Here is an 11,881-nt window from a genome sequence, read left to right as displayed (position 1 = left end):
GGGTTCTGACAATTAGATGACAGGTTCGTGACGGTGGCCAATCAAGACAACGAGTCCCGCGTCAATCAGTGGAAAACGCTCGACAAGGATCTCAAGCGGATCGGTCGTGTCGAAAGCGCCGCGCAATTCGTGGCGCGTGGCATGGTTGCGCCGGGAGTCGCGCTGGCCTTCATCGTGCTCGCCGGACTGGTGGCCGCCGTGCTGGTGGGAGGTCAGCCTGGCCAGCTGGTGGTGATCTTCGCTGCCGCGATCGGGGCCTATATGGCGCTCAACATCGGCGCCAATGACGTGGCCAACAACATGGGCCCCGCCGTGGGCTCACGCGCGATGACGCTGATCGGGGCGCTGATCGTCGCCGCCATCTTCGAAAGCTTGGGCGCGCTCGTCGCGGGCGGCGATGTCGTCAAGACCGTCGCGAAAGGCATCATCGAACCCACCGCCTTGCCCGATTCCGGGCATTTCGTCTGGGCGATGATGGCGGCGCTTCTGGCGGCGGCTTTGTGGCTGAACCTCGCGACATGGCTGGGCGCGCCGGTCTCGACCACGCACTCCATCGTCGGCGGCGTCGTCGGCGCGGGCATCGTGGCCGCGGGCTTCGGCGCGGTCGACTGGGCGTCGATGGGGATGATCGCGGCAAGCTGGGTGATCTCGCCGATCCTCGGCGGGGTGATCGCGGCGGCCTTCCTCGCACTTATCAAGTCCAAGGTGATCTATGTCGACGACAAGATCGCGGCCGCCCGGCGATGGGTACCGATCCTGATCGGGATCATGGCGGGGGCCTTCGCTGCCTATCTCGCGCTCAAAGGCCTGAAGCACCTGTTCAAGATCACGATCGTCGAGGCCGTCCTGATCGGGCTCGTCGTCGGTCTTGTGGGCTGGCTGATCACGATCCCGATGATCCGCCGCCAATCCGAGGGGATGGAGAATCGCAAGAAGTCCCTCAAGACGCTGTTCGGCCTGCCGCTCGTCGTCTCTGCTGCGCTGCTGAGCTTCGCCCATGGTGCGAATGACGTCGCCAATGCGGTGGGTCCGCTCGCCGCCATCGTGCACACGGTGGAGCAGGGCGATATCGCGGCGCAGGTCGACATCCCGTTCTGGGTGATGGCCGTGGGTGCGCTTGGCATCTCTTTCGGTCTGTTGCTGTTCGGGCCCAAGCTGATCCGCCTCGTCGGCAACGAGATCACCAAGCTCAACCCGATGCGCGCCTATTGCGTGGCGCTGTCGGCGGCAATCACGGTGATCGTGGCGTCCTGGCTGGGTCTGCCGGTCTCCTCGACGCATATCGCGGTCGGCGGCATCTTCGGCGTGGGTTTCTACCGCGAGTGGCACGCCGAGAAACGCGCGCGTGAGCTGGGCACCCGCAAGGGCAAACCCGTCCCGCCGGAAGAGCGCAAACGCCGCCTACTGGTGCGCCGATCGCATATGATGACTGTTGCCACGGCGTGGATCGTGACCGTCCCAGCCTCGGCCGCGCTCTCGGCGGTGTTCTACCTGATCCTCAACGCGATGACCTGATCGCTCAGACCATGACCTTCATCGCCTGCTGCTGGCCGACGTCGAAGACGCGCTTGTAGCGGGCGATTTCCGCCTCCGGCCCCATCGCCTTTTCGGGATTGTCCGACAGTTTCACCGTCGGACGCCCATCGGCCTCGACCGCTTTGCAGACAAGGCTGAACGGCGCAAGCGCGTCATGCGGCACCAGCCCGCGGAAGTCGTTCGTCAGCAGCGTGCCCCAGCCGAAACTGACCTTCACGCGCCCGGCGAACTGCGCGTGCAACTCGCGAATCTTGTCGACGGTCAGTCCGTCCGAGAAGATCACCAGCTTTTGGCGCGGGTCCTCGCCGCGTGCCTTCCACCAGTCGATCGCGATATCCGCGCCGGTCGCCGGATCGCCCGAATCGATGCGAATACCGGTCCAGCCCGCCAGCCAATCCGGTGCGTGATCGAGGAAACCCTTCGTGCCGTAGGTGTCGGGCAGGATGATACGCAGGTTGCCGTCATGCTCCTCGTGCCAATCGGCCAGCACCTTGTAGGGCGCCTTTGCCAGCTCCGCATCGCTATCGGTCAGCGCCGCATAGACCATTGGCATCTCATGCGCGTTGGTGCCCACGGCCTCGATGTCGCGCCGCATCGCGATCAGGCAGTTCGAAGTGCCGGTGAACGCGCCCCCTTCGGAGATGTCACCAAGCCCTTCGAGCATCGCCTGCACGCACCAGTCCTGCCACAGGAAGCTGTGCCGTCGCCGTGTGCCGAAATCCGCGATCCGCAGGTGATCCAACTCGCGCAGCGCCTCGATCTTCTCCCAGACCTTCGTCATGGCGCGGGCATAAAGCACCTGCAACTCGAACCGCCCCATCGTGTTCAGCACTGCCCGGCCGCGCAGCTCCATCAGGATCGCGAGCGCCGGAATCTCCCAGAGCATGACCTCGTGCCACTTGCCCTCGAAGGTCAGCTCATATTGCCCGTCGCGCTTTTCCAGGTGGTAGGGCGGCAGTTGATAGCCCTCGAACCATTCCATGAAATCCGAGCGGAACATCTGTCGCTTGCCGTAGAACGTGTTGCCGCGCAGCCAGGTGCTCTCCCCGCGCGACAGTTTCAACGAGCGTGCATAATCGAGCTGCTCGCGCAGTTCCGCCTCGTCGATCAACTCCGCCAGCCGGATCGACTTGCTGCGATTGATCAGGCTGAACTTGACCCGCGTCTCCGGCTTGTTGCGAAAAATCGACTGACACATCAATAGCTTGTAGAAATCTGTGTCGATCAGGGACCGCACGATCGGGTCGATCTTCCACTTGTGGTTATAGACGCGGCTCGCGATGTCGACCATGGATCAGGCCTCCAGCTTTACACCGGCAGAGCGCATCTCGCTATGCGCCTCCTGCAGCGAGCCGTCGAGGTCGATCGCCCGGCAGGCGCCTTCGATCACGGTCGCGCGGAAGCCCAGCTTCGCCGCATCCAGCGCCGACCACGCGACGCAGAAATCGGTGGCGAGCCCCACGAAGGTCAGATCCTCGATGCCCCGGTCGCGCAGATAGCCTGCAAGCCCGGTCGGCGTCTTGTGGTCGTTCTCGAAGAAAGCCGAATAGCTGTCGACGCCGCGCCGGAACCCCTTTCGGATAATCAGCTGCGCGCGGTCCACGGCGAGATCGGGGTGGAACTCCGCCCCTTTGCTGCCTTGGACGCAATGATCCGGCCAGAGGGTCTGCAGCCCATACTCCATGTGGATCTGCGTGAAGGGCGCGCCGCCTTCGTGCTGGCTCGCGAAAGAGGAGTGATCCGCCGGGTGCCAATCCTGCGTCAGCACCACGGTGTCGAACTCGGTCATCAGCGTGTTCACGCGCGGAAGGATCTCGTCGCCCCCCGCTACCGCCAGCGCGCCGCCGGGGCAGAAATCGTTTTGCACGTCGATCACGATCAGGGCTTTGGTCATTTTGTCTCTCCCGCAGGGTCTCTCCATGGGTAGGGCGCGGGCCCCACATGGTCAACGGCTCTTGCCTAATGCCCCTGCACGGCGCTAATGCGGGGCCCATGTTCACCGTTGCCGCCCTTTACCATTTTACCCGGTTCGAGTCCCCCGAGGCCTTGAAGGCCCCGCTGGCGAAGCTTGCCTGCGCGCAAGGTGTGAAAGGCTCGCTCCTGCTCGCGCACGAAGGGATCAACGGCACGATCGCCGGGACCCGTGAAGGGATCGATGCGGTGCTGGCGCATATCCGCGGCTTGCCGGGCTGCGCCGATCTGGAATGGAAGGAAAGCGCGGCGGCCGAGATGCCTTTCGGCAAGATGAAGGTTCGGCTCAAGCGCGAGATCGTCACGATGGGCGAGCCCGATATCGATCCCAAAGCCCGCGTCGGCCATTACGTCGAGCCGCAGGACTGGAACGCGCTGATCTCCTCGCCCGACACGGTGGTGATCGATACGCGCAACGATTACGAGATCGAGATCGGCACTTTCGAGGGTGCCATCGACCCCGGCACGAAGAGCTTCCGCGAATTTCCGCAATGGTGGCGCGACAATGCGCATCGCTTCCATAACAAGCGCGTCGCGATGTTCTGCACCGGCGGTATCCGCTGCGAGAAATCGACGAATTTCCTGCTCTCGGAAGGGGTGCCCGAGGTCTCTCACCTCAAGGGCGGCATCCTGAAATATCTCGAAGACATGCCCGAAGACGGCTCGCTCTGGCAGGGCGACTGCTTCGTCTTCGATCAGCGCGTGAGCCTGCGCCACGGGCTGAAACAGGGCGATTACGACAGCTGTCACGCCTGTCGCCGTCCGGTTTCCGCGGAAGACAAACGCCACCCCGATTACGAGGAAGGCGTCTCCTGTCACCGCTGCATCGGCGAGTATTCCGATGCCGATCGCGACCGCTTCCGGGAGCGCGAACGTCAGATGCGCCTCGCCGCCGAGCGGGGCGAAGCGCATCTCGGACGCGATTAATTATCCGCGCAGACCTGCGTCAGATCGTTGCAGCCTTGCGTGACGGTCGGAGCCCCGGTGGTCGGGAAGTCCAGACGCGGTAGCGAGAAATCCCCGACGCCAGCCGACGCGGCAGTCGCGCCAAACACGGACAGAACAAGGGCGTAAGCGAGACGTTTCATAGCGGTTCTCCATAACTGAACTACTTGGTTCGGAGCGCAATATGAACCGTTCGGTTCGGAAATCAAGGCCTAATGAACTGAATGGTTCAAAATACTGCCTTGCACTGAAGGCAAAGCCCCCTATTTTAGAACCGTTCTAAAAAAGAGGGCCTCCCATGCTTCCCGGTTTCGCGTCACGCCGCCGTTTCGACGATCTCTCCGAACAGGAAGTGCTTGCGCTCGCGATTTCCTCCGAGGAGGACGACGCGCGCATCTATCGCCAATATGCCGAGCATCTGCGCGATGAGTTTCCGGGCTCCGCGAAGATTTTCGACGAGATGGCGAAAGAGGAAGACGAGCATCGCCGCCTCCTGATCGCCCGGCACACGGAGCGTTTCGGCGAAGTAATCCCGCTGATCCGTCGCGAGCATGTCGCGGGCTTCTACAACCGCAAACCGATCTGGCTGACGAAGAACCTATCACTCGATACGATCCGCGGCGAGGCCGAGGCGATGGAGCGCGAGGCGGGCAAGTTTTATACGCTCGCCGCCCAGCGTAGCTCTGATGCCAGCACGCGCGAGTTGCTGGGCGATCTCGCCGCAGCCGAACTCGGCCACGAGAAGAAGGCCGAAGAGCTGACCGGCACGCATCTGCCCGAGAGCGAGAAGGAAGAAGAAGACCGTCAGGCCCATCGCCAGTTCATCCTGACTTGGGTGCAACCGGGTCTCGCCGGACTGATGGACGGCTCGGTCTCGACCCTCGCGCCGATCTTCGCCACCGCCTTCGCGACCCAAAATCCTTGGACCACCTTCCTCGTGGGCCTCGCGGCCTCGGTCGGCGCGGGCATCTCGATGGGCTTCACCGAAGCCGCTCATGATGACGGCGTGATCTCGGGCCGCGGTTCGCCGATCAAGCGCGGCATCGCCTCGGGCGTGATGACCATGCTAGGTGGCTTGGGCCACGCGCTGCCCTACCTGATCCCCGATTTCTGGACCGCGACCACCATCGCGATCATCGTCGTATTCATCGAGCTCTGGGCGATCGCGTGGATCCAGAACCGCTTCATGGAAACGCCCTTCCTGCGCGCGGCCTTCCAGGTCGTGCTCGGCGGCGCGCTGGTCTTTGCGGCCGGTGTCTTGATCGGCGGCGGCTGACGCCGACCTGCGATTTGCCTTCGGCTTGGCGAAAATATCCCCGCCGGAGGCATCCCCGCCTTTCCACGGGTACATGGGTCACATTCCGTATCTGGCACTTGCCAAAGGCGCATGCTAGCCCTTGGCCATGCTCGAGATCTTTCTGAAGACCTTGCCCTTTTTCGCCCTGATCGGGCTTGGCTGGTTCGCCGGACAGATCCGCTTTTTCACCGCCGAGGCGACCGCGTGGCTGACGAAGTTCGTCTTCTACTTCGCGCTCTCGGCGATGCTGTTCAAATTCTCCGCCAATCTCGATCTGGACGCGCTCGTCGATCCGCAGTTCATCCTCGCCTACCTGACCGGCTCCGGCGCGGTCTGGCTGATCACTTTCGCCGTCGCCAAGGCGCGCAAACTTCCCACCGCGCTTTCGGCGATGGAGGCGCATACCTCGATGACCGGCAATACCGGCTTCCTCGGCGTGCCGATGCTGGTGGTGCTGCTGGGACCGGCAGCGGTCGGGCCGGTGCTGATGGTGCTGAGCTGCGATCTGATCGTGTTCTCCTCGATCATCACGATCTTCATCACCGCCGCGCGGCACGGGAAGGTCTCTCTCGCGCCGATCGCGCTGGGGCTTGTGAAGAACCCGATGATCGTCTCGATGGTGGCGGGGCTCGCCTGGGCGGGGCTGAAGCTGCCGATGCCGGGTCCGCTTGAGGAATTCATGACGCTTTTGGGCGCCGCCGCCACGCCGGGCGCGCTGTTCGCCATTGGCGCGTCGCTCGCGGGGAAATCGGCGGAGAAACCCGCGCCGGCGGTTTGGCTGTCCTTCGGCAAGCTCTTCCTGCATCCGGCGGCCATCGCGATCACGTCGCTTCTGATCTTCGACGTCGATCCCTTCGCGGCAGGCGTGATGATCGCCGCCGCCGCCCTTCCGGTCGCGGGCAATGTCTATATTCTGGCGCAGCATTTCGGGGTGGCGCCGCAGCGCGTCTCGGCGTCCATCCTCGTCTCGACCGCCGTCTCGATCCTCACGGTTCCGGCGGTCATCCACTGGGTTCACGGCTAAGGAGGCTCTGATGAAAACGATCTCGGAAAACCGCTGTTTCGGAGGCGTCCAAGGCGTCTACTCGCACGCCTCGAAGGTCAACGATTGCGAGATGACCTTCGGGCTGTTCCTGCCGCGCGAGGCCGAGGACGGGCCGGTTCCGGTGCTGTGGTATCTCTCGGGGCTGACCTGCACCCATGAGAACGCCATGACCAAGGCAGGCGCACAGGCGTTTGCGGCCGAGCACGGGATCGCGCTCGTTTTCCCCGACACTTCGCCGCGCGGCGAGGGCGTCGCCAACCATGAGGATTACGATCTGGGGCAGGGCGCGGGCTTTTACGTCAACGCGACGCAGGATCCGTGGGCGCCGCATTTCCGGATGTGGGATTACATCGCCGAGGAACTTCCGAACGCCATCGACGCCGCTTTCGAGATCGATCCCGAGCGGCAGGCGATCACCGGCCATTCGATGGGCGGGCATGGCGCGTTGACGCTGGCGATGCACCAGCCCGAGCGCTTCCGGTCCGTCTCGGCCTTCGCGCCGATCGCGAACCCGACGCAAAGCGATTGGGGCCGCAAGCAGTTCAGCGCCTATCTGGGCGACAACGAGGCCGCATGGGCCGCGCATGATGCCACGCTTCTGATGCGCGAACGTGGGTTCGACGGCGAAGTGCTGATCGACCAAGGCGGCTCGGATCAGTTCCTCGATCTGCTGAAGCCCGAGGCGCTGGCCGAGGCGATGGCCGCGCGCCGTCAGCCCGGCACCTTCCGGATTCAGGAAGGTTACGATCACAGCTACTATTTCGTCTCAACTTTCATTCCCGATCACATCGAGTTCCACGCCGAGGCGCTCTGGGCGTGATCTGGGTCGATGCCGATGCCTGCCCGGTGAAGGCCGAGGCCGAGAAGGTCGCGACCCGTCTCGGGATCAAGCTGATGCTGGTCTCCAATGGCGGGCTGCGGCCCTCGCCCAATCCGCTGGTCGAGATGGTCTATGTCGGTCAGGGGCCGGACGTGGCCGACATGTATATCGCCGAGCGGGCGACCGTCGGTGATGTGGTGATCACCAATGACATTCCGCTAGCGGCAAAATGCGTCGAGTCCGGCGCGCGCGTCCTGCGCCCCGATGGCGAGGCGCTGACGCCCGCCAATATCGGCAACGTTCTGGCAACGCGGGATTTGATGGCGGATCTGCGCTCTGCCGATCCGTTCCGGCAGGGCGGCGGCAAGCCGTTCTCCAAGGCGGATCGGGCGCGGTTCTCGGATGCGCTCGACCGGGTGGCGCGGGCGGCGGCAAGAGAGGTTAAGAATGGTTGAGGCAGTTATCTTCGACATCGGAAACGTGCTGATCGAATGGCAACCCGAGCGGCATTACGACCGGATCATGCCGCGCGAGACCCGCGAGCAGATGTTCACAGAGGTCGATCTGCACGGCATGAATGACGAAATCGACCGCGGCGCGCCCTTCCGCGAGACGATCTACGCATGGGCCGAGAAATACCCGAGCTGGCGCGATGCGATCCGGCGTTGGCACGACGACTGGATCGAGATGGCCTCGCCGGGTATCCCGCATTCGCAGCGGCTGATGAAAGCCCTGCAGGCCAAGGGGATACCGGTCTTCTCGCTGACGAATTTCGGGATCGAAAGCTACGATTTCGCGGCGACGCATTACCCGTTCCTGCGCGAGTTCGACCGCGATTTCATCTCTGGCCATATGGGCGTCACGAAGCCCGATCCGAAGATCTATCAGATGGTCGAGGACGCGTCGGGGCTGTCCGGCTCGGATCTGATCTTCACCGATGACCGCGCCGACAATATCGCGACGGCGCATACCTTCGGCTGGAAGACGCATCTCTTCGACGGGCCCGAAGGCTGGGCGCGGCGGCTGGTCGAGGAAGGGCTGCTGGAGGAGGCGGAGGCCGCATAAGTTGAACTTATGCAGCCGCCTCGAAAATAAGGAAAACTTATCTCAGGCGCGTTTCGCGACCGCAACGCCCAGAAGTTCGAGCACCTTCGCCTCGATCTGCGGCGCATCCATGCCCGCCGAGTGATACATATCTTCGGGCGAGGCGTGATCGATGAACGTGTCGGGCAGCACCATCGAGCGGAACTTGAATCCGTGATCGAAGACGCCCTGATCCGAGAGGTATTGCGCGACATGGCTGCCGAAGCCGCCCACCGCGCCTTCCTCGATGCAGATCAGCGCCTCGTGCTCCGCCACCAGCCGGTCGATCAGATCGGTGTCGAGCGGTTTCGCGAAACGCGCATCGGCGATGGTCGGCGCAAGGCCGCGGGCTTGCAGCGCTTCGCGGGCTTTCAGAACCTCGGCGAGACGGGTGCCGTAGGAGAGGATCGCAACGCGCGCGCCTTCCGCGATCATCCGGCCCTTGCCGATCTTCAGCGGCACGCCTTCTTCGGGCATGTCGACGCCCATGCCTTCTCCGCGCGGATAGCGGAAGGCGATCGGGCCGTCGTCATATGCTGCGGCGGTGGCGACCATATGGACCAGCTCCGCCTCGTCGGCGGCGGCCATCACGACCATGCCGGGCAGCGAGGACATGAAGCCCACGTCGAACGAGCCCGCATGGGTCGCACCATCTGCGCCCACCAGACCGGCGCGGTCGATGGCGAAGCGCACGGGAAGGCGCTGGATCGCGACGTCATGGACGATCTGGTCGTAGCCGCGTTGCAGGAAGGTCGAGTAGATCGCGCAGAACGGCTTCATACCGGAGGCCGCGAGACCGGCAGAGAAGGTGACGGCGTGCTGCTCGGCGATGCCCACGTCGAAACAGCGGCGCGGATAGACGCCCGCGAATTGCTTCAGTCCGGTCCCGTCCGGCATGGCGGCGGTGATGCCGACGATCTTCTCGTCTTTCGCCGCTTCCTTGATCAGGCTTTCGGCGAAGACTTTGGTGTAGCTCGGGGCGTTGGAGGGCGATTTCTTCTGCTCGCCGGTGTTGAGGTCGAATTTCGCGGTGGCGTGACCGCCATCGGGGCGGCTCTCGGCGGGGGCATAGCCCTTGCCCTTCTTCGTCAGCGTATGGATCAATACCGGGCCGGTCGCGCGCGCCTTGAGCGTACGCAGCAGCGGCAGAAGCTGATCGAGATCGTGTCCGTCGACCGGGCCAACATAGGAGAAGCCGAGCTCCTCGAACAGCGTGCCGCCCATCGCGATGCCTTTCAGCATCTCTTTCGCGCGGCGCGCGCCCAGCTGGAACGGCACCGGCAGCAGACCGACCGCGCCCTTGGCGGCGGATTTCAGGTCCTGCAGCGGGGCCTCGGAGTAAAGCCGCGTGAGATAGCTCGACAGCGCGCCGACGGGCGGGGCGATCGACATCTCGTTGTCGTTGAGCACGACGAACATGCGCTTGCCCAGGTGGCCTGCGTGGTTCATCGCCTCGAAAGCCATGCCGCCCGACATCGCGCCGTCACCGATCACGGCAATCGCGTCGCCAGTTTCAGCGCCCAGCTCGCGGCCCATTGTGAAGCCGGTCGCGGCCGAAATCGAGGTGGAGCTATGGCCCGCGCCGAACGGGTCGTAGGGCGACTCGGAGCGCTTGGTGAAGCCCGACAGCCCGCCCTTGGTGCGCAGCGTGCGGATGCGGTCGCGGCGCCCGGTCAGGATCTTGTGCGGGTAGCACTGGTGGCCGACGTCCCAGACGATCTTGTCGCGCGGCGCGTCGAACACGGCATGCAGCGCGACCGTCAACTCGACCACGCCGAGACCCGCGCCCAGATGTCCGCCGGTTTGCGACACCGCCGAGATCGTCTCGGCGCGCAACTCGTTGGCGAGCGTTTTCAGCTCGGCATCGGAAAGGCCTTTCAGATCGGACGGCAGTCGCACCTTGTCGAGGAGCGGCGTGGCCGTTTGGTCGTTCGGGTTGTCGCTCATTGGCTGCCCCCTAGGCGCGCTACATTTCGCGGGAGATAACGAAACGCGCAGCGGCCCGCAAGTTTTCCGCTTCCTCGCCGTAAGGTGAAAGCGCGTCTATCGCCTGGTCGATCAGCTCGCCCTCGCGGAGCCGCGCGCCAGCAAGGCCGAGCAGCGAAACGAAGGTCGCCTTGCCGGCCTCGGCGTCCTTGCCGACCCGCTTCCCGGCGGCCTTTTCGCAGCCCGTCACATCTAGGATGTCATCGTGAATTTGAAAGGCCAGACCGACCGCATCGGCGAAATCGCTCAGAGGGCCCTCGTCTTCGCCCGCGAGGATCGCGCCGGTGCGCGACGCGAACGAAATCAGCGCCCCGGTCTTGCCCGCCTGCAGCGCGGTGATCTGGCTCAGCGAAAGGGGATTGGTGGCACTTTCCGCCGCGATGTCGAGCGCCTGACCGTGGCCCATGCCCGCCGCGCCGGAGGCTTTGGCAAGCGCGAGGCTGAGCGCGATGCGCCGCTCTGCCGGGCCGAGGAGGGGATCGGCGCAAAGCTCAAACGCAAGCGTCTGCAGCACGTCGCCGGTGAGCACGGCGGTGGCCTCGTCCCATTTCACGTGAATCGTCGGCTGGCCGCGGCGCAGATCGTCGTCATCCATGCAGGGCAGATCATCATGCACGAGGCTGTAGGCGTGCAGCGCCTCGACCGCGGCGGCGGCGGGCATCGCTTGAGCTTCGGGAATTCCGAAGATCGCGGCGCTTTCGATCGCGAGGAAGGCGCGCAGCCGCTTGCCGCCCTGCAGCGCGTAATGCATCGGGTCGCGCAACGGCCCCTCCGGCTGGCGCGCCACGGCGGCATCGAGCGCGACCTGAACGGCCGCCTGCACCTCTTTCAAACGGGAGGAGAACATTTACAGACCTTCGGCGGGGGCCGTGCCTTGCGGTGCGCCGTCGGCATTGAGCGTGATCTTCTCGACCCGCGCCTCGGCCTCCTTCAGAAGCTTGGCGCAATGCTCTTTCAGCTTGGCACCGCGCTCGTAGAGCTTGATCGACTCGTCGAGGGGCACGTCGCCGTGTTCCAGTTTGCCCACGACTTCCTCGAGGGCCTTCATCGCCTCTTCGAAGCTCAGCGCGTTAATATCGCTCATCAATCTGCATTCCCGGTGATATGTCGTCCAATAAGGCTCTGACGCCCGGCTTCCTGCAAACCATATCCGGCTCGCGGAGTCGAGATCACCCCGCGAACCCGGCCCAGCAGTGAA

General features: G+C 64.2%; 13 protein-coding genes. 7 read left to right on the top strand and 6 right to left on the bottom strand.

The window, feature by feature from the left end; genetic code table 11:
• Positions 1-33: 33 nt before the first annotated feature.
• Positions 34-1,515: an inorganic phosphate transporter gene (locus tag DEM26_RS08810; RefSeq protein ID WP_075775461.1), complete on the top strand. Its 1,482-nt coding sequence runs from the start codon at positions 34-36 to the stop codon at positions 1,513-1,515.
• A 4-nt stretch (positions 1,516-1,519) separates the two neighbouring features.
• Here DEM26_RS08810 and pncB read toward each other — a convergent pair whose 3' ends face one another.
• A complete protein-coding gene (pncB, locus tag DEM26_RS08805) occupies positions 1,520-2,827 on the bottom strand; it encodes a nicotinate phosphoribosyltransferase (protein ID WP_109172185.1) in 1,308 nt (435 codons plus the stop codon).
• Positions 2,828-2,830: 3 nt separating this feature from the next.
• Positions 2,831-3,430 (bottom strand): bifunctional nicotinamidase/pyrazinamidase, encoded by a 600-nt coding sequence (gene pncA / locus DEM26_RS08800; protein WP_109172184.1) that lies wholly within the window; start codon positions 3,428-3,430, stop codon positions 2,831-2,833.
• Positions 3,431-3,528: 98 nt separating this feature from the next.
• On the opposite strand from pncA, the gene trhO reads away from it, so the two are divergent.
• A complete protein-coding gene (trhO, locus tag DEM26_RS08795; RefSeq protein ID WP_109172183.1) occupies positions 3,529-4,434 on the top strand; it encodes an oxygen-dependent tRNA uridine(34) hydroxylase TrhO in 906 nt (301 codons plus the stop codon).
• On the opposite strand, the gene DEM26_RS20355 is transcribed toward trhO, so the two are convergent.
• Positions 4,431-4,595, bottom strand: a complete 165-nt coding sequence (locus DEM26_RS20355) for a hypothetical protein (protein WP_157771528.1) — start codon at positions 4,593-4,595, stop codon at positions 4,431-4,433. The genes trhO and DEM26_RS20355 overlap by 4 nt on opposite strands.
• A gap of 155 nt (positions 4,596-4,750) precedes the next feature.
• Between DEM26_RS20355 and mbfA the strand changes: the two genes are divergently transcribed.
• From mbfA to DEM26_RS08770, 5 genes are all read left to right on the top strand, one after another.
• The gene (mbfA, locus tag DEM26_RS08790) at positions 4,751-5,728 is read left to right on the top strand and encodes an iron exporter MbfA (RefSeq protein WP_075775332.1); all 978 of its coding nucleotides are present in this window, start codon (positions 4,751-4,753) and stop codon (positions 5,726-5,728) included.
• Positions 5,729-5,855: 127 nt separating this feature from the next.
• Positions 5,856-6,773, top strand: coding sequence for an AEC family transporter (locus tag DEM26_RS08785; protein WP_088725212.1), 918 nt, complete (start codon positions 5,856-5,858; stop codon positions 6,771-6,773).
• 10 nt (positions 6,774-6,783) lie between these two features.
• Positions 6,784-7,614 carry an S-formylglutathione hydrolase gene (gene fghA / locus DEM26_RS08780; RefSeq protein WP_075775334.1) on the top strand — a complete coding sequence of 277 codons (831 nt, stop codon included), beginning with the start codon at positions 6,784-6,786 and terminating at the stop codon, positions 7,612-7,614.
• Complete coding sequence (locus DEM26_RS08775) at positions 7,611-8,069, top strand: YaiI/YqxD family protein (RefSeq protein WP_109172182.1); 459 nt, start codon at positions 7,611-7,613, stop codon at positions 8,067-8,069. The genes fghA and DEM26_RS08775 overlap by 4 nt, the downstream gene beginning before the upstream one ends.
• Positions 8,062-8,679, top strand: coding sequence for an HAD family hydrolase (locus tag DEM26_RS08770; protein ID WP_088723139.1), 618 nt, complete (start codon positions 8,062-8,064; stop codon positions 8,677-8,679). The genes DEM26_RS08775 and DEM26_RS08770 overlap by 8 nt, the downstream gene beginning before the upstream one ends.
• Before the next feature lie 42 nt (positions 8,680-8,721).
• Here the strand turns inward: DEM26_RS08770 and dxs are convergent, their stop codons facing one another.
• Genes dxs through DEM26_RS08755 form a run of 3 tightly spaced genes read right to left on the bottom strand, consistent with a single transcriptional unit; the run spans position 8,722 to position 11,767 of the window.
• Entirely contained in the window at positions 8,722-10,644 is a 1,923-nt protein-coding gene (dxs, locus tag DEM26_RS08765; RefSeq protein ID WP_088719849.1) for a 1-deoxy-D-xylulose-5-phosphate synthase, read from the bottom strand.
• Between the two features lie 19 nt (positions 10,645-10,663).
• Positions 10,664-11,530, bottom strand: coding sequence for a polyprenyl synthetase family protein (locus DEM26_RS08760; RefSeq protein ID WP_088725210.1), 867 nt, complete (start codon positions 11,528-11,530; stop codon positions 10,664-10,666).
• Positions 11,531-11,767: an exodeoxyribonuclease VII small subunit gene (locus DEM26_RS08755; RefSeq protein WP_075775339.1), complete on the bottom strand. Its 237-nt coding sequence runs from the start codon at positions 11,765-11,767 to the stop codon at positions 11,531-11,533.
• Positions 11,768-11,881: the final 114 nt, after the last annotated feature.

This window comes from Thioclava sp. NG1 (genome assembly GCF_003122275.1).
Taxonomy (GTDB): Bacteria; Pseudomonadota; Alphaproteobacteria; order Rhodobacterales; family Rhodobacteraceae; genus Thioclava; species Thioclava nitratireducens.
Note: the sequence above shows the minus strand (reverse complement) of the source record. Positions and strands in the feature narration are given on the sequence as shown.

Bases quoted from the DNA above. Each gene is read 5' to 3' on its own strand.
- pncB (WP_109172185.1), bottom strand. From the start codon at position 2,827: ATGGTCGACATCGCGAGCCGCGTCTATAACCACAAGTGGAAGATCGAC.
- pncA (WP_109172184.1), bottom strand. From the start codon at position 3,430: ATGACCAAAGCCCTGATCGTGATCGACGTGCAAAACGATTTCTGCCCC.
- trhO (WP_109172183.1), top strand. From the start codon at position 3,529: ATGTTCACCGTTGCCGCCCTTTACCATTTTACCCGGTTCGAGTCCCCC.
- DEM26_RS20355 (WP_157771528.1), bottom strand. From the start codon at position 4,595: ATGAAACGTCTCGCTTACGCCCTTGTTCTGTCCGTGTTTGGCGCGACT.
- mbfA (WP_075775332.1), top strand. From the start codon at position 4,751: ATGCTTCCCGGTTTCGCGTCACGCCGCCGTTTCGACGATCTCTCCGAA.
- DEM26_RS08785 (WP_088725212.1), top strand. From the start codon at position 5,856: ATGCTCGAGATCTTTCTGAAGACCTTGCCCTTTTTCGCCCTGATCGGG.
- fghA (WP_075775334.1), top strand. From the start codon at position 6,784: ATGAAAACGATCTCGGAAAACCGCTGTTTCGGAGGCGTCCAAGGCGTC.
- DEM26_RS08770 (WP_088723139.1), top strand. From the start codon at position 8,062: ATGGTTGAGGCAGTTATCTTCGACATCGGAAACGTGCTGATCGAATGG.
- dxs (WP_088719849.1), bottom strand. From the start codon at position 10,644: ATGAGCGACAACCCGAACGACCAAACGGCCACGCCGCTCCTCGACAAG.
- DEM26_RS08760 (WP_088725210.1), bottom strand. From the start codon at position 11,530: ATGTTCTCCTCCCGTTTGAAAGAGGTGCAGGCGGCCGTTCAGGTCGCG.
- DEM26_RS08755 (WP_075775339.1), bottom strand. From the start codon at position 11,767: ATGAGCGATATTAACGCGCTGAGCTTCGAAGAGGCGATGAAGGCCCTC.